We start from the raw sequence: 21,496 nt of genomic DNA on the forward strand, positions 1-21,496 counted from the left end.
CAAAGGAGAATCATTAAGAAAAGGAGCTTTAAAGAACGAGTAACATTAATTTTTTATATAATTGCAGTATCTTTCAAAGTGGCACTGTTTGACCGAAACAGGTGGCACCATCACTCCGAAATAGCCATTACAATTTTCATCTGATGCTCAGTGGTCTTTTATCCCTAATTTCACCTCTTGATTAAAAGTTCTGTCTAATAATTGCATAAGGTCCAGCTTAAAAAATTCTATTTGTGAGCGGCTGGGCTGCATTTTTAGAAAAGCTTTATTCAGCGGTTTATTTGAAATAATTGACTGTTCCGTCTGCATGCAGATATAGGGGCTTAGTGATTAGGCAAGAAACTGTAGGGAGATGGATTTGCCGATTCTCCTAAAGAGGTGTTAAAAATAGAAAAAAATATGAAGTTTATAGGGAAAGAAAAGGATTTTTAAATTTGAAGTTATAATTGTAAAAAACATTAGGGTTTTAATTTTTTGGTCTATTTGCTGAGCCTTTATTGCTCGCCAAAACTGAAAATGAACATTATCAAAACTATTGGATTGGATGAGATCCTGGATTATAGTTTTAAAGTTTTGAACGTTTTTCCTCTTCAATTTCAGATTTGTCCTCAATCACCTTTTTAATGAATTCCTTTATAGATTCAATAAATACCCTGATTTCAGAAACAGAGTGTGCCCTTATTTTTGGGATTCTTCCAATTTTAAAATCAGGATTTAAAATGGGATTAATGTGTGGGTATGAATATTTTTCCATTGAAATACAGACTTAAGGAATTCTTAGAGGAATTGCTTAAAAGAGAAAACTTTGTTTTGATAAATTTATTTATTGTTTTTTTGTGCAAAGCTATATTGGAATGGTCTAAGATAATCTCCATTTTCACTATTTCCTTGTGTTTCTTTTCTTTAAGGAAACTTGATCGTTTTTGTCCATTGTATTTACACAGAGTCTTTAATTCCTTATTTATCTTAGCACCGCAATTTGGTAAAACCTGAAAAGTTTTATGTTCTTTATAAAAAGCTTTTAATTGAGGAATAGTTTCCAGGGCATTGTGTCTGCATATTTTAAAAGCCCGTTTACTAATCCTGTCTTGGTTTATATAATTTATTAGTAGTTCCTCATGGTGATTCTTTTCTCCCTCAATTAAATTTTCATTGATAGAATTAATAAATTCTTTTTTTTTCTCATCGAATTCCTGTTTACATAAAGCTAAGAGTTCATTATTAATTTTTACACCACAACGATTTAGATGACGAAAAGTTTTAAATTGATTATAATAAATTTCTAGTTCTCGAAAAGAATCAATTCCATTTGCACGACAAATATTATGAGTTCGCCTAGATATAAAACCCTTTTTTAAAAATTCAATTAGCAAAAGACCATCCTTTTCCTCTTGAAACTTTGAAAAAGATTCATTAATTTTAATTTCTTCTTTAAGATCCATCAATCTTAAGAACTCTCTTATTGTCTCTGTTCCACAATTTTTTAATTCCCTGAAAGACCCATTTCTTAAATAATACTCCTTCAATTCCATAAGGGAATGGATATTATTGAATTTGCAAATTATGTAACCACTATGACTTATTTGATTAGTACTTTCTAATTCTTCAATTTTCATTAATCGTACTTATAATGTCCCTCTATTTTCTTTGAACAATGGCTAATACTACCCCTAAGTTCCTTTTTCAATTAATTACAGTAAATTATATGGATAATCTTCATCTACTGGAATTATTGCTTTTTAAATTCCTACTTAAATCATTTAATCTACCCTCACAAAAGTCAACTCACAACTCTTACAAGATCGTTTTTCCTGAACATACTCATTGATATCATACCATCCACCAGTTTTCTGCCAGATATCCAAACCTCTACCAAGAATAATTTTCCAGCCATTATTCAACTTTATATATCGATCATGAATAAAATCATCAAATTCATACTCCAGAATGATTCCCATACTCTCTAAAGAATATCGCATCGTATTAAAAGCTTCTTGAGCATTTTCAATATACTCTTCACTATTGCTAGTAATCAATTTTAGCTTAATTTCTTCCTTCGGATCTTTTTTCTCCGAAAGTAATTTCACGAACTCCATGAAGTTCCTTAGTTGGTATGGTAATCTTATATACGGATCAACCAAGGTTATTTCGTTGGCTCCTACCAGATAGGCACCGAAAAGACTATCATATGATATACCTGTTTGGTTGTCACGAACAACCTTTTGTTTACCTTCAAGGTTTTCTAAACTATTCTCTTCATTATTATATACGGGAACCTCCACAGCATCTTCGCTATCGTCTTTTTTCTCCTGAACCTGCGGCACACCAAATTCCAGCATTTCTAAGGTCTCAACTTCAATGCGCTTACCTGAGCTTTTAATTGTATAGCTGAAATCTACCTCTTCAAAAGTTTCATCCATTTTCTGAAGTTGCTGTTTAACTCTTTTTCGGTTTTCAATTGCAAGATCTAATAACTCCTTAGCGTTTTCTTCTTTTAATTCCCCATCGGGATAAACAACCTTTGCTAAACCAGAGAAAGTTTTTGAAATGCTATTTTTATCACGGGTTGTAATCGAATCGGATAAATCAAAAAATTGAGTATAGTCATTAGTCCTATCCTCCTTTCTTAAATCTCGTAAAACTTCAGCCAGGTAATCAACTATAAAACCGTAATGAGAAGTGAACATTTCGTTTCTCAACTTCTGAATCTCCCAACCAGGTATATAGGCATGTAAACGATCTAAAAAAGCTGAATCGTAATAATCCCTCGGCAATGCGTCAAAAAGATCGCTGTGCTTAAGCATATAAGGAACTGAATGATCTGTATTACCTACAAAAACCATGGAAGCTGAGGCACCGTATACTTCTGTACCTCTAGAGAATGACTTATTTGCCATATAGTTTTTCATGATGTCAACTAGTCCTCTATCTGCTCTCTTTGTTTTTCCTGCAAATTCATCATAGGCAACTACATCCCAATAGCCTACTAATCCTATATCTCCGGTGCTATTGTTGACAAACAATTTTGCTTTAGATACCTCTCCTCCTGATATTAAAATTCCATGTGGTGATAATTCTGAATAGATATGAGACTTACCTGTTCCTTTAGGTCCTAATTCTATTAAGTTATAATTGTTTTCAACGAATGGAATTAATCTTATCAGTTGCAGCAATTTTGTTCTTAAAGTAAATTCATCTGGATTCAAGCCAATGGACTGCATTAGTATATCAATCCATTCTTCCTTAGAAAATTTAGCTCTTTCTATTTTGAATTCACTCACATCAACATTAGAAATTTGTATGGGCTTCAAATTTTCAACTAGCCAGGGAATATGATCTCGTTCTTCAGATGGAAAATAAGCCAAGGTTAATATACACCATACTCCACTAGAAAGTAATTTCTGATGTTCCTTTATAATTTCATCAGATATAGGGATCTGTTTTAATGCAAGGTTAGCAAAACTTGCCTCATACCTATCCCGTCGATCATTTAGTTTAACTGATACCTTATCAATTATGCGATGCGAACCTTTTTCCCTAATTGTAGATTTAATTATTTGAGCCTCATCCCTATGAACAAAATGTTTAGAAATGATATTTTTTACAGTCTCTACCCCTTGATTTATTGTTTCTTCATCATCTGTAGCACAGTATTGCCCTAATAAGTATTCAAGAACATAAGTGGGAACTATAGCATTCCCTTTTACCAGTTTGGTAAGGTCCTTTCGGACAACCTTCCCTCCGAAACTACGGTTGAGTTTTTGATCTAATCCTTTCATTTAATCAAAATCGCTTGAGAAAGTGATACTTAGAGTATAATAAAATTCTTTATAGACTTTCCATTTATTAGTATTTTCCAAAGGTTCTTCTATAACTAATCTTACTCTCTGGTTTTTATAATTCCTACTGGCTTTTTTACTTAAGTGAAAGCGATGTTTTACCTCCCTTTGTCTTTCGCTTCCTTCTTCTATATCAAAGAGAAATGTAAATTGATCACTCAATAATTCTCCATCTTCTGCGTATATACCTGCTTTGATTTCTCTTGCCAAAATATTTTCTACCACCAATTCTTGCTGAATAAATGAAACAGGTAGGATATTGGTTGTAATTCTATCAGCAGACTTTATAATATCAATTCCTACTTTAATTACAGTATCTTGACGTTTTTTAGATACTTTTATCAAAGGTATAATAACTTCTTGAGGTGTTGTTCCGCCATGAACAAATCTACTTCCTGCCCCCTTTACCCTTAATCTATTGATAGATTTAGGAATTAAGACCTCTAAGTTTGAATTCTGCAGACCTAATTCCGTTTGATTAAATATTTTAGTGGAAGCATCACCTTTCAAATTTGTACCGATAACAAATCTTCTATTTTCCTTCCATACTTCCCCGTGATGTTTTGACAGACTAAAATCACTTTCTTCTAACTTCTGGTTTTGATAAATAAAACCATGATCGGAGGTAATTAGAATATTATTCCCATTAAGACCTGCGATTTTCTTTAACAAATCAACAATATAATTCAACTCATCTTCTACAGCATCGAAAACTCTTTCCTCACTAGCTTTATCATCTCCAGTTTTATCGATTCGATTGTGATATATATATATCAAATCATACTTCTTAGCAAACTCCCTACCTTCACCCCCAGATTTAACGCTCATCCGCATCAATTCATCTGCTTTAATTGCTGTAGCTCTTACACCAGAATTAACCTCTAAAATTTTTTTTCTTCCCTGAATTCCATTGGCAGACATACTATCTACTAATACACTTTCACTATTCTTCTTAATTTCAATCTTTTCGTGTGGAAGTAACGCTGCCATCCCTAATTGAGTATATGAAGGAACACTACTAATTAAATGGTTTAAAGAAGAGTCAAACCTATTTTCAGAATTCAGTATTTCAGTTAATTCTACTCCGCATTCGTACCGGAAGGCATCTGAAATAATAACATACAACTTTTGACTCTTTTCCAGAAAAGGTTTCACGTGATTAGAGAAAAATTGTCGTTGACTTTCTATTTTACCCACCGGCCACAGATCCATCTTATCAACTAATTCTTGCCAGTCATTATTATAGGGAAGTAACCAGGAATTATTGTATATCTTTTCAACTTCACGAGATAATTCATTTAGTACGCTATTATTTTTTGTTTGACGGTAGTTCCAAACGAATTTTCTATAGGCATAGTCAACCTCATAAAATCTATCAGTATATTCTTTTACAGCTTTATCAAAACTACTAGAACCGAACGTCTTATATTTTTTCACCAGATCAATTAAAAGAGCTCCAGATTCTATTGTATTATAGAAATCAGAATATTCTTTGTACCAAAATTTGTTTTTACGCCTTTTGACAAAAATTGCAATCTTATCATAATATAGATTATTAGAATTTATTTGGGAGACTAACTCATGAATTATCCTTTGATCAGTCAATCTGAAAATATCATCCGAAACTATATCATCTAATTGCGCGTGAATCAACTTTTCCTCGATTGATAAATCTTGTGCAACCTTTTCTGAGATCTGTCCAAAGTAATCTCGATATGGAAGCGTATTCTTCCAAGTACTTAATACTAGTCTGGACTCACTACTTAAGTTTTTATTTTTACCAAGAACAAAATTGTGTTCAAACAGATCTAGTAAAAAATCATAGATAGATGGCTTGTCAGAATGGTAGTTATACACTTTCCCTATCTCATTCCAAAAAAATCTGCTTAAATTGAAACGATCTAGAAACTTATCAAAATTAGTGGTTTTCGAAACTGCCTGTAAAGCATAGGCCTGAACAAACTGATCCAGATTTATGGTTTCCGTTCCAAAAACAACTGCCAGCATTTTACATCTAATACTGTGATGATCATCTTCTTTAACCAACAGGATCTTTAGCTTCTGTTTTCTTTCTTTTGATCTAAAGAATTCTAAATGCTCCTCTACTAAATCCTTGAAATGATAATCTAGCCCAAGCTCTTGAAGAAACATCGCTTCTTTATCAGTATGGAATACATGATTGGCTAGTTCTAAGTCTAATAACCAATTATCTTCGTTGCTAGGTTTTTCATAGGGTAGATAAAGAAGAAACTTTTCGGATGGAGAATCATTAAGAATTTTGTACTTAACTTCAAACTCATTCCCACCTACCTTTAGTTTATTTGTATCGGCAATTTGAATATCGGAAAATTCATCCAGAAATTCTTTCTTACCATCATACCAAAAAATAATACGATTTGTAATGAAAAGTTTTTTTAATGCATTGTATATATCTTTCATTATAAATTTACTTTAAAAACCCTTAATACCATCGTCCAACCATTTAACCATTCACCTCTATATTTATCGACATTTGCTAAAAGATCAAAACTTATCTTATCTTCAAAACTACTAACAAACCTATCAATTCTATCTGTTTTTATATCTGTAATAAAGGGACTAGCTATGACGAAGTAATTTTCCCCTTTAAATGTAGTTTTGACTAAAGAAATTAAATTAGTTAAAGAAAACGCATCAATATCTAATATATTCGAAAATAAATGAAGCTTTATTCTTTCTTCCTTGATTCGAAAATTAGCTCTTTTTAAAGAATCTAAATCCTTATTAATTGTAATTAAATTCAATTTATTGTCAAAACTTTTTAAATGCAACGCACCTCTTCGTAAGGCTATTTCGGATGGCTCTATAAGATGGAAGGACATAATATTTTGGGACGGTGTATCACTCGAATAATAATCTAAGAAGGAGTGAGAAGCTAAGGCCTGTCCGCAGCCCCAATCAATAATATCTAAGGACTGATCCAAAATATCGTTCGGCAACTTTTTAAAACCTTCATTAATCTTAGCAAAATGCATTTTACCATAACCATACATATAAGCTAAAAGTTGCTCTTCCGATGTTAAAACCTCTACTCCTCGACCAAGAGAATTAAATATTGAATCCTGTTTTATTGATCTATAAGAGTTGGAGGAAACATTCCTAATCGTCGCAAATGAAAGTGATCCTGAGGTTATATTTTTCGAATATTCTGTACCACTTTCTATTAAAAAATTACCTTTGGAAAAGGGATATACAAATTTTTCCCTCTTTAGAAACTCATCTAATATTTCATGAATTTCACCAGAAGCAGAATTAGAATTGGTTAAATCAACTGCTAGAATATGTGAAATAGTTTCATTCCGAAGAAAGAAAAAATCATTTTTAGCTTCTTTAAGTTGATTTTTAAATTTTAAAACACCTTCAGCATTATACTCGCCAAAACTTTCAATTATAGTCGTATAAAGCTTAGTGACTGTGAGAATAACCTTGTCTACACCATCCTCTTCAATTATAAATGCTTTTTCTAGTTTTTCAAGAATTAGATATAAAACCTTTTCAAAATCTGCAATGTTCCTCATTCCCGAGAAATACATTTTAGCTGCTTGAAGCCGAAGGGAAATTTGAATATCTGCGGTTAGAAGTAATTTGTAAAGTCTCTGAAAGTACAAAGTAAAACCAAGTCTTTCTGAAACTTCTAATAAACATAATATAAATGTCGAATTAGACCTTTCGGATAAATCCAGTTTTTTAATAACATTCAAATTTTGAAAAATATACTGATCTATCTCCTTTTTTTCTGATTTGATTTCTGAGTAACTCTGGGAGATAAAATAATCATAGGCTAAATCAACATTTTTATTTAAATATTCCGATAAAGTTTCCGTATCTACAGAGCTATAATTCAAGTCGTTAATAAAATTCATTTTTTATCCGTTTCTTAATTCTTCTGTAGCTATGAGCTTAATCAATTGATCTTTATTATTATTATTGTAGGTGCTATAACGTGGTATGCCGAGTTTTTTGGCCTTTGTTTTAAGTTTTGTGATACCTTCTTTGGTCAATTGAACTACTCTTTTTTCCAATTTTTCATCAATATTATCTTCTTCTAAACCGGGAAAAATAATAGACCCATCGGAGTATTTTGAAAGTGGTTCTTCCTCGACACTATTTTTGCGATTTGAAGAGTTATTCATTGAGTCCATAGACTCATCAGAATTCTGAAGTTGATACTCGTTTAATAATTTATTTTGGTCTGAGCTTTCTGATTCCTCACTTTTTTCAGTTTTATTTCCTAATGATTTCTCATTTACAGTCTCCTTTATTTCAAGGTCAGATTTAATCTGGTTGAAAATAGATTTAAAAATATCCTGTACCTTTTCGTGGACTTTTGAATCCAAATATTGCTGCCCTCCTTGAATATTGTCGGTTTGCATAAAAGATGGAAACCATTCATTAACAACCTTGAAAACTTCGCTATAAATTTCAGGTGAAAAGTTTTGATATAACCCTTGAAAGTATTCTGAAGAACCAACCACAACTTTTTTTTTATAAACAATTTGTTCATCCAGAATTTTATAGGCTTCGTATTCCACTAAATTCTCAAGTGAATTTTTAGGGCACCAGCTATCTAAATAATCATAATTATAATTATCTGTTTTTCCATTAAAAACATATTGGTATATACTTTCAATAGTATAATAGTCGAGTTGACTATCTAATCCAAACTTAACTTCAAGATCAATATCCTCTGTTTTATATTTATTCCTAAAGGCTGTATAACCTTTATTTAAGCCAAACATTAAGGCAATACCTTCCTTTCTATCCGGTTCGAAATCACTGTGAAAAAGAAATGAAAAGAAATCATCAATTTTCTTTCTTCCGTCCACATCAAACGTGGCTAAAATTGCAGCTAAATAAGTATAAGATTGCTTTTTAATTTTATCAAGTTGGATTAGGCCAAGCTTTTTTTCAAAACGAATTCCTTCGTTTTGAGCATACCTTTCTAAAACTTCATCATTTACTTTTGAAAAAACATATTTGCTAAATTGCTTATGTCCTTCTTTTTGGAAAATTAGCCAGTCATACTTATTAAAATCTCCAATTTGCCCACCCTCTTTCCATTCTTCTTTTATCTTCTTATTCAAAAGGGAAAGTATTGCAATATAGTTTTCAGAATAATTTTGCCAATCTTCGCCTCCTATCTGCATTAATGCTAATCCTCCCATCAATCTGTCGAATAATAAAATTTTCTGCTCTTTTTTTTCTGAAGGTTCCCGGGCATCTAATCCTCTCCGTGATAATTTACCAGCAAAAGCTATTTTTGAGTCCTTATCAATTTTAACTAATTCATTTGGAATAAAAGCAGCGCCGCTTTCAATATTCCAAACAGTTTTGTCTCCTTGCTCTGTTTCCCTAAAAAAAACATTTTTTACTCTACTTATAGGAAGAATTAAATCTGCAATAAAGAAATTATCTTCTACAGCGGTAACATTATTAAATTCTTCTTTACTCAATACCAATTCTAAGGCACATTCTGTTTCATTTGTATATTTTTCAGAGCAGAATAATAAGAAGTTTCCAAATTTGCTTTGTAAATCTTCATTCCTGTTTGATAAAAATCTAGCTGGTGCTATAAGTCCTGTTCTGAAATAATGCGCAAGATTAGCAGGTGATATTGGCAGATAAATTGACTTCATAACTATTCTGTTTCGTAAGTAGATGTATCGATTCCTGTTAAAGAATTTTTAGTGATTAAAAATAAGTTAGTTTTTGCCCTTGTCAAAGCTACATAGTAATCATTTTCAGAAGTATTACTAGTATTGTTTATGTACCATTTATAACTATCAAAATCGGGAATGATCACTGTATCAAACTCAAGTCCTTTAGAAGATTTATAGGTAGTCACATGAATATTTTCAATACTAAACAAACCTGTCATCTCACCTTCATATTTTGATATAGTATTATCTTCCTCCAAAGCTTCAAAATATTTACTAACCTGATTTCTTCCAGGAACTAAAATCCCAATATTGTGAGTGTTCGAAGAAAATTGAGATATAATTTCATTAATTTGGTCTACACAATCTTCAAATTCCCACCCAATATTTAATTCAATAGGCAGTATGCCAGTGCTTCTTGAACCTAATATAACTTGTTGGGGAATATAGTGATTTGGAAAAGCGGCCTTTGTAAATAATAATATTTCTCTTGAATTTCGAAAATTCTTGTCCAATTCATACTCTTCATTATTACCAAATAAATCTCTCAATTGATCTAAACTGGTGTGTTTATCTGGATATAAACTTTGAGCATCATCAGCTCCATAGCTACAATCATTACACTGTTTTTTTACTTTATAGTACCTTTCTAATTCCACATCCTGAGCCTCATCGATAATGATTTCGTCATAAAACTCTTTGCTACTATTGTATGTCCATCTATAAGTCCTATCAATGTGGTTGGAAGCACTCTTGTTTTTAGTCGCCGCAGTTGCCTTAAGATAATGTTCGAGAGTTTTAGTATAGGTTAACAGTAAGCTTTTTTTACCACCCTTTTCGTGATTATAAATATGTCGCCATAGATTAACAACAGTTTTCCCTGTACCTGGACCACCCGAAACTGCAATTGGATCAACTTCATTCACAACTAATTGCTGGGAAGGGGTAAGATCCGTAATTATAGGAAGATTAAAATAATATGCCATTAAAAAATAATTTAAGAGGCTGGTAGGGCGGCCGATTTTTACTTGATTACTCTAAAAGTTAAGTTTATGCGTTCTGATATTTTCTTTTTAGTTTTTGGCACCTGGTGCTTCCAAAAATGCTGTAGCTCTCCTTTCATAACTAAAAGACTACCGTGTTTTAAAATAAGTTCTACTTTTTCACCAGTTTCCATGTGCTTGAGCTGAAACTTTCTTTCAGCCCCAAAATTAACCGAGGCTATAATAGGATTCTGACCTAATTCTTTTTCTGCATCGGTATGCCAGGAAATAGAATCATTACCGTCTCTATATCTATTTAATAATACTGAGTTGAATTCAGTTCCCGCCTCAGGCTCTATATTCTCCTTAATTTCAAGAAGCTCCTTATTCCAAGGATGAGGATTTAGTGTGATTCCTGAAAAACTATATGGCTTGTCATTATCACCGTACCACGCGGTAAGCCTCGGGAAATTTATTTGTTTCCCGTAGATATTCATAGACTCTTGTTTCCATTCTATTTTATTTAAAAGAGCTTGAAAATAATTATCAGCTTGCTTTTTATTAAAAAAATTAGGAAAATGTACATATTCTCCATTTTGAACTTCAAAATAGTTTTGTGGCTCTGATTCAGAATTTCCAAATAAATCTAATTGATCCATAAGCTTAACTGTGATATTCGTGTTTTGCTTTTTCAACAAGGTTCTTCAGCAAGTCAATATTCGATGCTAAATCCTTGTCACTTAACCTTACTCTATATTGTTTCCACTGCTTATCATACGACAAGATATCTAGGTCTGAGCTTTCCAAAAGTTCATCTACTTCCTCGACTCTCTCGTGTTTAATATTCATGATAACCATGGTCTTCCTGGGAACGAAAGTGACAAAGTTATTTGCCATATTATTACGCTCAATCCCTATATAGTGCTTATTGTATTTAAGCTTATATTCTTCGGTTATTTCTCCCAATTCTGCTATTATTTCCTGAGTTAATTTAACCGAAGAGTTTGAAGCCTTTTTCTCCCAGTAAGATTTATCGGTAGGCTCGGAAATTGTATCCTCATCTAACAAATCAAAAGTTACCTCATCCAGTACTTTGGTGAAGAATAACGAGATATTGTCCTGAAACTTTACTGCTTTTACCTGAATAGCAATTAAAGGTATAAACCCATTAAATAAAGAAATTACATTTAGAAATCTACTTGTAATATCCTCAGCAATAATCACAGCACAGTGATTGTATTGCGGATTCTTTTTACGCTCTAAATCCCAGTATTCAATAGTCCTGATTACATGAGTTTCATCAGTCTTCCCTAATTGGATTTCCACTTCATAGCGCTTCTTATCTTCAGGATCATATAAGATAGTATCTAATCTACCACCTCCAACCATGATCTTTTCTGTATCTCTAAATTCAAGATCTCCAAGCCCTAACATAGAAGGATCTTCTTCGATCCTGGCTTGCAGCCATTTTTCATTGAATTCCTGGCTGTTCTTCAGACTAATAATTTCTGGTTTAATATACTTCATGCTTGTTTTTAGATTATCGCTTCTGTTTCTATCCAATCAAACTTCTTAATCTTCTCCTTGGCCTTCTTATCGTTTAAGCCTTTTACTTCTTGAATGGCTTTCCCAAACTTGTTATAATTTACAAGCACCCCGTCATCCAGGTCTATAGAGATACGCGCTGTGGCCAGGGGATATAGGATCTCTCGTTCATATTCCTGTAATTCTAATAGAACACTTCTTAACCTGTCTTTTTCTTTTCCTGCTTTGGTTTGCTCTATAGAGCTTCCTGTCTCAATTACATGATCCAAGTGTTCAATACGAGCTTTGATTTTCTCCCTATATTCCAGGAGGTAAGCGTTAAGAATATTATTTAAGGTATCCGGAGTATAACGGTGCATATAGATAAGCACATTGAAAGAACCTTTTGGTGATGAGAACATCCAATAAATAGGACGCTTCTTATAACGCTTGATATGGTCCTTATAAAAGTCTTTCACGAAAAACTTACGGATGTCTTTACCTAAGGAGTCTTCTACAAAAGCCAGGTTCTTTTCAAAGTTGGCAGCACCAAAAGTCACTTTTAAGAACTCATAGAAACGATTAACAATATCGTCTTCAAACCACTCATCATCTAGTATTGGGATGATGTTATCATCATCTGGAAGGAAGGACAACTCATCTTGAGATTTCTCAATTTTAGTTAAAAAATCTTCTAGGCTTTCACCTTGATTGGCGAGTATTAAGCCTTCTTTATCTAATGAGTAACGACCAAACATACAACCTACTGCATAACTCATAAACTGCGTAAAGACTTCTTTAGCATCAAAGACCAAATCACCATTTATGATGTCTGTTTCTTCTTTTAAGATGGTAATATCCTCTAAAGGTACCTCTGGTGTTAATTCATCCTGTAATCCATAGATTTCAATGAATTGCCTGTTGAGTTCTTCTTCATTTTTATGGAGTTGTAAGAATTTATTTTTCCAATACTGCCTAAATAAATCATAGGTCTCTTCCAGGTCTTGCCCTTTAATACGAATGAGTTCGTTTTGCTTAAAATCCCAAGAATGATCTCGTGTACTCCATTCGTTTTTACTTATCTCAACACATAAAAACACATGTTTATTTATCTCTTCATAATTAACTTTAACGAAAGGAATCTTGCCAACTGGCCCCTGATTGTAATCTAATGTAGGGGATAAGACATCCAAATATTTTTGTGCAACTTTTGAATTTAATAGCCCCAACAAGTAATTAGCATCATGAAAATCATCAAAGAATACAGCTGGTCCCTTCGAATCAAACAAATATCCTTGTGGTGAAAGTCTGCATGAAAAAAGTCCCGATGACAACGCACTCCAATTAATTGATTCTCGGAAATAAAAATCATAACTTACAATACGTCCACCAACTTGTTTTTTAGAGTCAGATGCTATACAATTTCTAATGTTTTCTCCATCATTCCACCAATCTACTACGTAATAAAGATTCCCACTCCATCTTCTGAAATCTCCACCTTTATTGTATGGAAACCATTTCGCTTCACTAACTTTCGCTTCATCGGTATTAGCCTTTTGTTTACCAATTTTATTAAATGGAACCTCGTGACAAAATCTTAAAAATTGCTGATTATCTGTTGTTGAGAGTCCAGATTTAGGATGAAAATTATCTTTAATCTTTTCCTTTTCAAATTTTTCTATTAAATTATTTGATAACCAATAACCAATTGGACTTCCAGGGATTTTTCCTAAATCTTTTTGACTAGCAGTGTAAAACCAGCCACACTTGCGATTTTGAATGGCTTCATGGGTTTTGGTTCTTTTCAATTCAGAAGTTCCATCATCTACCAAACGGATATAACTTCCTTTTTCTTCATTGATAGTATTCCAAAAGGTAAAAGAGGCATTTTGTACCACCTCACCACCAATTTCAGGAAACGTTCTAGGACCTAAATGTAATAGAGTATCAAAAAAAGTTTCTTTAATTAATGTCTCACGTAATTTTTCATAACTACTTAAAAACATCCAACTGTGCTGGTTAATCATCCCCAAAAACCCTTTAGGGTGTAATGCTTTTAAGCCTGCTTCCATAAAACAAGCCATTAAATCGGCCTTACTGACTGGATATTTACTTTTCACAAAAGTAGAAAGCTTTGAATTCATTGCTCCCCCTCCCATATAAGGAGGATTATCTACTACACAATGATACTTCCTGGCTAGATTGATCAATTGAGTATCTGCAGTTTTCAGTCTAACCAATAAATCCTGTAGAAAAAGATCTGGATTTTTCTTTAATTGCCTTTCAATTTCCTCCAACCCCTGGATAAGGAACTTTAAAGAACTTTCTGGCTGGATAAGAGATCCAAAGTTTGTGGCGTTCTCTATCAAATGAAGGTCGCGCTGGAATTCTTTGGATTTATCCATATATACCTTTGGCAGTACCTTAAGCAATTCTTCCTTGGTAAAGCTTACATCTTCAAATTGAAGGATATTTGGTTTCAGGTCTTTTCTAAATATTCTTCTATGATATGCCCTGGCTTTCATCATGAGCGCAAAACCGGCTAATTGAGCTGCTCGTTCATCGATCTCAAAACCAAACAGATTTTTCTGAATAATCAACTGAGGGATTTCACTTGGATTATAGCCTTCTTCCTCATAAATTTTAGACAGCAATTCAAAACCATAAACCAAAATATGACCACTCCCACACGCCTGGTCTAATAATGTAATTTCTTCAACAGATTCTATTTTTAGATAATCTTCAGCTTCAACCGATGGAGATTCAATAAAATACTCCATATGCTCTCTTAGCCTGGAATTTGGATTGTTTTGCAACCAAAGCTTCCCAATTGTATTCTGCACCATATATTCAACGATCCACCTGGGAGTAAATAACTGAGTTGCCGCTGGAATATCTTCTTTCTTCACCTTAGACTTAGAAGCAAATACCTCATCTTTCTTTTCCGAAATATAAAACTGATATAACCAGCCTATGACCTCAACCTCCTCACAATCTTCCTTGAACATTCCTTCCATAAACTCATAGATAATGGAAAACTCACTGGTGAGATCATCAGGTAAAAGAAGTTCTGTATAATCATCTATCTTTTCAAATAAAAACGGAAAGATGGAATGTAACTGGTTACAAGCACCAATCAACAATTCCTTATACACCTCATTTTGAGCATTGGAACTCGGTATTTTCCCGTCAAGAAGGTCATAAATTCGCTCTTTGTTTACAGGAAGCTCGTCGGGAATTTGTCCCTGCCTGGCATCTTCCAGAATTTCGGGTAGCGTATATCCATCCTTTGGAGTAATTATTTTTATCCCTGTAGGTTGATATTCATTTACGTCCATAAATCTCAGCGCCATTAACCTGTTAAACCAGGTATAAGCCACTTTATCTATAACCTGTTCTTTAGAAGAACCTTTAATAGCATCTTTCAAGCTGCTTAAGGCCATAGCTTTTTCCCTTAATTCAGCAGAATCGGTAGTCAATACCAGTTCCATTCTGGAACCTACTTGTTGTAATAATTTTCTTCTGGCTTCCTGAGCAAATCTTTTGAGTCGGTTGGTATTCATTAAAGCGAGATTCTTTTATTGTCTTTAATATGTTCTTTTAAGCATTTACGAAGGGTTTCTAGATAATCATCAACATCTTCTTCGGTCTTCAGTTCAGTTTTGTCAAATTGAACTCGGATATTAGATCGTTTAATGTACTGTGCCGGAGGTTCATTTGCTCCACCGCTATCTGGGTCATCTTCAGTGACCAGTTTCAACATTTGGTTAAGCTGTTGCTCAAAATGATAATTTTCCGCTCGATCTTTAATTTGCCTTATCTGTGAAATATATCTTTCTCTATTGATATTTTCTTTTGCATTTTTGAAAGGTGCTAATACCTGATCTTTTTCTTCACTACTAAGCTGAGAAAATTCATCTTTAGATTTAAAATCGGAAATCAACCGATCAATTTTACTGTTAGCCTTTGTTCTTTCAGTATTAAAAGTTTCCTTAAGCTTTTCCAGCAACCGATCCTTTACTTCTTTACCTTCCTTAATTACATTTCCCTGATAAGGTTTGGAGTTATTATCTATCAGGTTATTTAAATAATCTAATTCTTCACCCTCTACATATAGAAAATTGGAAGTATCTCCTTTTACCAGTTGTCTTATGTCATCATAGATCTTTTTTTGATCTCCATTCATAAATCTTTTTATAGGCACTAAAAGATCTTCTTTAGTATCTAAAAGCTCGTCTTCAATTTGGTTTAAATCATTTAAAAAATAATTGTAATCCTTGCGAACCCAAACCTTCAATTTCTCTGAAAAGGAATTTAAACTGGCTAAAAAAGGATACTGTCTTTCCTGCACCTGAAGCTGACTAACTTCCGATAACATAGACTGTAGTTTCTCCTTAAAAGCCTTGGCAACTTCCTTGGCTTCATTAACAGAACAGGTTTCATCAAAAGCATCGTGATAAGCTTGCTTTAAAGCCTTAACCTGTTTTGGATCTACCTCTTCCTGAGGTTCCAATAAGGTATTGCTATGGTAAGAACTATTGATTAGTGCATTAACAACATCCTGATCTTCAAGAATATTAGAATCCTGCTTCAATTCAATTTTCCCTCTACGATAAAGTTTTGCAACTACCGTCCAGATGGCATTTGGATACCAGCCATAAGGTTTCTTAGTAAATTCATCTTTCAAATCTGAAAGTGCCGTACGTTCCGATCTTTTTTTCCTCCTGTTTATCAGGCTAAAAATTTGATTTTCGGCTTCAGACATTGTAGAATCATCTGCACCAAAAAGATCATCTTGCGGGTTCTTTACCACGCTTCTAATGGTCTCCTCACTAAACTGAATATTCCCAAGCATTTTCAGGTTAGAGTACACATTCTTCACCAAATCCTGAAAAGCTTTTACTACTCTGGTCTTCCCATCAGAAGTTACACTCATTTCGTGCTTGTTCCCATTCAGGTATACTGTAGATTCTGACAAGAGTTTATCGGCAAGTTCTTTCAAATTAGATTTCCTGCGAACATTTAACTGACTTTTCTCAGCCAGAATCCTGCTCACTTCAGGCCGATTAGAGGTGGAACGATTTTGCTTCACATACTTATCGGTCTTCAGATACATTTTCAAGTCCTTGATAAAATTAGAATCTGAAGCCAAAACCATTTTCATCCCGGTACTTCCCATAGTTTGGGATTGCAGATAAGTCGTGTTTGTATATTCCGGATAGTTTTCTGTTATTAATTCTATTTCCAGTTCCTTTTCACGCCCTAGAATTGAACCATCTATTTTACTGGTAAAGTCATAATCCTGTCTATTCTCCAGGTATTTTATCTTATTATCCCTGATGATCTCATCAAATAAAATTTCTCTAAGCAGCTGAGTTACCTGCGAATCATCAACCTCTGTATTTTTTATTTCCTGTTCAACATCCTTTTCATCATCGGTTAGAAACTCATAAACCTCTCCGTTTCTTTGGATATAACTTTGATTTTCGAGTTGATTTAAAGCTATTTCTATATCCTTCTCATGCTCTTTTAGATCAACATCCATATTGTCCAGCATTAGCACCGATAAATTTCTCTTGGTAGTTTTGAAGTTATTGAAGTACTTCACCAGGAAGAGTGCTTTTAAAACCTTAATCGCAAATGGATTTTCGAGGTTTTTTTCTGCAAGATTAATAGAGCTTTGCATTTCACCTCTTAGCTCATTCTTGATCCCGCTGTACATTTTATCAAAGCTCACCAGGGTACGATCATCTCCATTTTCGATTTGTTGGATCACTTGTTGAAAAACTCCTAACATAGAACGCTCACCAACAGAAGAATGCCTACCCTGAAATGCATTGTGAGAAGACAGGGCACGTCTACATTGTTGGAACAAATCAAATTGATAGGGAATAAATGGATACTTATTAGCAAAATCTCCTTCTCCTTTAAATCCTTTAAACTGAACTCCAGATTCAGAAAATGATAGTAAAGTATCTAAATGAGCATTCTCTTTCTTATATAATGCGATAAGTTGATCTTTAGCATCATCTTTCTTCTTTAATAAACGTTTTTCAATTACTTCATCTACGTTAGCAGAAGTAAGAGGAACCTTAAGTTTAAACCTTGCCTGAATACGGGAAAAGTCATTTTCTTGGGCTTTGGTCATATCTCCAATTACCTTTTCCATATCTTCCTGAGAGGTAACTAAAATCCACGACCTCCCTTTTGTCTTGGTAGCCAATGATTCCGCAATAGTCTGAAGGTTTAGCATCAATTTAGTGTTGTCACTGATATATTGACCTACTTCATCAACAAAGAAATTCAACTTGAAGCCAGCAGGTTTGGTATTGATGTATTCATTCACCCGATAACTCAAGTCTTCGATGGACTGCTTTTGCTTATCCTCCATTTCATCCAGGATATCTTCATATTTTGAAGCATCCTTACCGAATATCTTTCCTAACACTTCTTCAAGATCATCGGTTACCATTGGATCAAAATAATCAGTACGAGCTTCTTCCCAGGACTTACCGTGTAACTTCTCAAATCTGGATTTAAAATCGGAATATTTTTTCTGTTTATCCAACCACATCTCAAATTCCGCTACGTGCGGCTGAAATCCATAGTACCCTAGATGATCGAAGAAGACTTTGTAAAAAACTGAAAGTATAGCATTTTCATCTGCCTTTGATGTAATTTGAGCTTGTTGGTCAATGTTGAACAGAATTGCTTCAGAAGGTATCCGAGTAGCGGATAATACATCCCCTTTTAGCATTTCGTCGTTTTCAATCTTTTCAGCAAACAACTCTCCACATTTATAACCTTCCACTTCCTTGTTTTCTAATACATAAGAAAGAATTTTAAGTAAGTGAGACTTACCCGATCCAAAAAAACCAGAGATCCAAACCCCGTTTACACCATTGTAATTATTATAAGCCTGGAAAAGATCTCGAATTTTCTTGGAGATTTCATCGGTGATTACATATTCTGCAACTTCGGTTGAAATATTATCTCTGTCATCAGCTTTAATAACCGTTTCAATTGGTCGGTCTACAGGCTTAGCAAAGTATTCTTTTATTGTCATGGTTAGGCTTTGATTGTATTGATATTAAAAGCTCGATAGTAATTGTCATCTTTTAGCAAACCGAAAAGGTTTAAGGAATGGCCGTTATATTCCCCAGGGAAAAAAGCGACTGTAGGACAGTCCTTGGCTATATTCTGAAGATTATTAAGAACATTATGGGATCTAATAAAAGGATAACAAGCCCCTATTCCAGTCAGGAAATAAACCTTAGCCTCCGATTCTCTTATCATTTCACTAATCTTAGGCATTAGCACCTGGTGAATATTAAGTGAAGACTGTAAAGCCCTCAAAAATTTGTCCTTGGATTTGCGTTGTTCCACCCTGAACATCTTTTCAATACCTCCTTTATTCTCCAAAATTTCACAAGCAATATCGTAAAGATTCAATTCCAGAACGGTTACACCAGCATTATTTAATTTATTCTTCAATAATCTTATAGCTTCTCCTACTTCGTTTTGATCCTGGGCGTCATATGCAGAAATGAAGAAAGGAATTTCTCCGCCGAGGCTCTGTTTTTTTAAAAAATTAGATGAGGAGATCACCTGGTATAGATGATCAAAATTTTCGGTTAAGTTCGACATTATTGGTTAGTATAATTTTCCATATCTAAATCGCTAACTAGAAATATTTTAAGCCATTCTGGATTATCCTTGCAAATAGCCTGAATTAATTCTGTTTGCAAAATTTGAGGCTGTATTATTTTCTGTTTTGTATTATTAATTAAACCTGATTGTTCCAGAATTCTGAATGTAACCTGTTTGATTTTCTTTAAGCTACTCTCAGAAAGTTTATCTATCTCCTCATGCAACTCCTGTTTTCTACGGAGAAACGAAATATAATCTCCTTCACTAATCTCATAATCAAAAACCAGGTACTTTTCTCTTAATACTTCCACTGTAAAATCCCTGATAAAGAGATGAGACCTACAGGCAGCATAAAAAGCCAGTTGTTTCTGTACGTCCAGGCTTCCGTTTACCAAAAGTTTTATTTGCTGTGAGTTAAGAAAGGCTAATCTTTTTGAGACCTCTCTATATATCCGCTTACCGGTAGCACTTTTACCTGCTCCCAAGTCATTTACATAATCAACTTCAGAATCATTTATAAAATGATTCGCAACCAATACTATTTCGTTTAAGCGTAGGGAAGACGAGGTAAAGGCGAAGTCGTATTTTTCACTGTGCATAAATCTATCATCAAAAAGCTTCTTTAAATTGCTTTAAAATTGGCTTTCAGTCTGTTGCTAAATTTAGTTAAAATAATTAACACTTTTATAATAATACGATTCTTTGACAGGATAAACAAACAATTTATAATGTTAATTTTTTCTTTATATTTAGCTCTTAATAAATCGAAATTTCTCCCCTACGTTAAATTTCTGAAGTCCAAAATCCTATTCCTTATGTATTCAACATATTCGTCAAATCTGGTTGATGATTTGTCAGATGTAGACTTATCTAACCTTACCCCCTATCCTTCGAAATTATTTTCTCATTTAAATGATGATCAACGGCAAATATTTGAGAAGCTCTTAAACAAAAAACGAGGTGAATCCTTCGTTATAGAAAATGAATTGTCAGGAATCATTAAACCATTTAAAGGATTACTTCAAAAAAAATTCACCTATCGGGAGATTCTAAAGAAGATTGCCAATCACTACAAAATTCCAATTTCAGGAACCGATGTAAAAAAAATTGAAGAGGAAATTCTGGTTTATAAGTTCCAGGAAAATTTCCAAAAATTATCACCGGAAGATAAAAGAAGGTTTCAGCAGGAATTGAATAAAGTTCTGGAAAAAAAGAATTTGGAAGGATCTCAACTAGCTTCTCTTGGCTCCGTTGGAGCCTTAGCCCTGGCAGAAATTTCTGGGATGGGAATATATATTGTTGCATCAACCTTTGTTGGTGGCCTTACAAGTGTATTAGGAATAACTCTACCTTTTGCTTTTTATACAGGTATGAGTTCTTTTCTGGCTTTTGTCACAGGTCCGGTAGGTTGGGCAGTAGGTATTGGTGCCCTGGCTTATTCTCTAAGAAATGACAATTTTGACAGTATCACAAATAAATTCAAAGCTACTTTGAATGCCTCTAAAAGTCTGGTAAAAGGTAATTACGAGCTTGCTTCCATTATCGTAGTCCAAATTTGTGCTAATCGGATAATTCTGAACCAAGAGAAAACCAAAGAAATAGAAGAATTAAAAATGCGCATGACCCAAGAAAAAGAAAGAAAAAAACAATTTTCTTCCAAAGCTGAAATGGTTGAAATGCAGCTAAAAAGGATACTTGAGGAGAAAAAAGACCTTGACCAGGAATTACAATCATTATCAAATTCAATAAAAAATAGCCAAGACTCGATTAATAAGCTAAAGTCTCAGATGATTTAAAGAAATAA

14 protein-coding genes are annotated in these 21,496 nt (G+C 33.6%); 1 reads left to right on the forward strand and 13 read right to left on the reverse strand.

Features of this window, described 5'->3' with window-relative positions; all coding sequences use genetic code 11:
- Positions 1-565: 565 nt before the first annotated feature.
- The 13 genes from LB467_RS14370 to LB467_RS14430 all read right to left on the reverse strand — a co-directional run bounded on the left by LB467_RS14370 (position 566) and on the right by LB467_RS14430 (position 20,291).
- The gene (locus tag LB467_RS14370; RefSeq protein WP_224474745.1) at positions 566-754 is read right to left on the reverse strand and encodes a hypothetical protein; all 189 of its coding nucleotides are present in this window, start codon (positions 752-754) and stop codon (positions 566-568) included.
- Positions 726-1,616 (reverse strand): hypothetical protein, encoded by an 891-nt coding sequence (locus LB467_RS14375; RefSeq protein WP_224474746.1) that lies wholly within the window; start codon positions 1,614-1,616, stop codon positions 726-728. The genes LB467_RS14370 and LB467_RS14375 overlap by 29 nt, the downstream gene beginning before the upstream one ends.
- A gap of 144 nt (positions 1,617-1,760) precedes the next feature.
- Positions 1,761-3,779, reverse strand: coding sequence for a BREX system Lon protease-like protein BrxL (gene brxL / locus LB467_RS14380; RefSeq protein ID WP_224474747.1), 2,019 nt, complete (start codon positions 3,777-3,779; stop codon positions 1,761-1,763).
- Positions 3,780-6,278, reverse strand: a complete 2,499-nt coding sequence (pglZ, locus tag LB467_RS14385; protein ID WP_224474748.1) for a BREX-1 system phosphatase PglZ type A — start codon at positions 6,276-6,278, stop codon at positions 3,780-3,782.
- Positions 6,278-7,741: a hypothetical protein gene (locus tag LB467_RS14390; protein WP_224474749.1), complete on the reverse strand. Its 1,464-nt coding sequence runs from the start codon at positions 7,739-7,741 to the stop codon at positions 6,278-6,280. Before LB467_RS14390 ends, pglZ begins: the two co-directional genes overlap by 1 nt.
- Before the next feature lie 3 nt (positions 7,742-7,744).
- Positions 7,745-9,514, reverse strand: coding sequence for a hypothetical protein (locus LB467_RS14395; protein ID WP_224474750.1), 1,770 nt, complete (start codon positions 9,512-9,514; stop codon positions 7,745-7,747).
- A gap of 2 nt (positions 9,515-9,516) precedes the next feature.
- Positions 9,517-10,521 carry a 3'-5' exonuclease gene (locus LB467_RS14400; protein WP_224474751.1) on the reverse strand — a complete coding sequence of 335 codons (1,005 nt, stop codon included), beginning with the start codon at positions 10,519-10,521 and terminating at the stop codon, positions 9,517-9,519.
- Positions 10,522-10,559: 38 nt separating this feature from the next.
- Positions 10,560-11,177, reverse strand: a complete 618-nt coding sequence (locus LB467_RS14405) for an alpha-ketoglutarate-dependent dioxygenase AlkB family protein (protein WP_224474752.1) — start codon at positions 11,175-11,177, stop codon at positions 10,560-10,562.
- 4 nt (positions 11,178-11,181) lie between these two features.
- Positions 11,182-12,045, reverse strand: a complete 864-nt coding sequence (locus LB467_RS14410) for a hypothetical protein (RefSeq protein ID WP_224474753.1) — start codon at positions 12,043-12,045, stop codon at positions 11,182-11,184.
- A gap of 8 nt (positions 12,046-12,053) precedes the next feature.
- Positions 12,054-15,605 (reverse strand): BREX-1 system adenine-specific DNA-methyltransferase PglX, encoded by a 3,552-nt coding sequence (gene pglX, locus LB467_RS14415; RefSeq protein ID WP_224474754.1) that lies wholly within the window; start codon positions 15,603-15,605, stop codon positions 12,054-12,056.
- Positions 15,605-19,108 carry a BREX system P-loop protein BrxC gene (gene brxC / locus LB467_RS14420; protein ID WP_224474755.1) on the reverse strand — a complete coding sequence of 1,168 codons (3,504 nt, stop codon included), beginning with the start codon at positions 19,106-19,108 and terminating at the stop codon, positions 15,605-15,607. Before brxC ends, pglX begins: the two co-directional genes overlap by 1 nt.
- Positions 19,109-19,110: 2 nt before the next feature.
- The gene (locus LB467_RS14425) at positions 19,111-19,689 is read right to left on the reverse strand and encodes a DUF1788 domain-containing protein (protein WP_224474756.1); all 579 of its coding nucleotides are present in this window, start codon (positions 19,687-19,689) and stop codon (positions 19,111-19,113) included.
- Positions 19,689-20,291 carry a DUF1819 family protein gene (locus LB467_RS14430; protein ID WP_224474757.1) on the reverse strand — a complete coding sequence of 201 codons (603 nt, stop codon included), beginning with the start codon at positions 20,289-20,291 and terminating at the stop codon, positions 19,689-19,691. Before LB467_RS14430 ends, LB467_RS14425 begins: the two co-directional genes overlap by 1 nt.
- Before the next feature lie 39 nt (positions 20,292-20,330).
- Between LB467_RS14430 and LB467_RS14435 the strand changes: the two genes are divergently transcribed.
- Positions 20,331-21,488 carry a hypothetical protein gene (locus LB467_RS14435; protein WP_224474758.1) on the forward strand — a complete coding sequence of 386 codons (1,158 nt, stop codon included), beginning with the start codon at positions 20,331-20,333 and terminating at the stop codon, positions 21,486-21,488.
- The last annotated feature ends 8 nt before the right edge of the window (positions 21,489-21,496 follow it).

Source organism: Salegentibacter tibetensis (genome assembly GCF_020164485.1).
Classification (GTDB): domain Bacteria; phylum Bacteroidota; class Bacteroidia; order Flavobacteriales; family Flavobacteriaceae; genus Salegentibacter; species Salegentibacter tibetensis.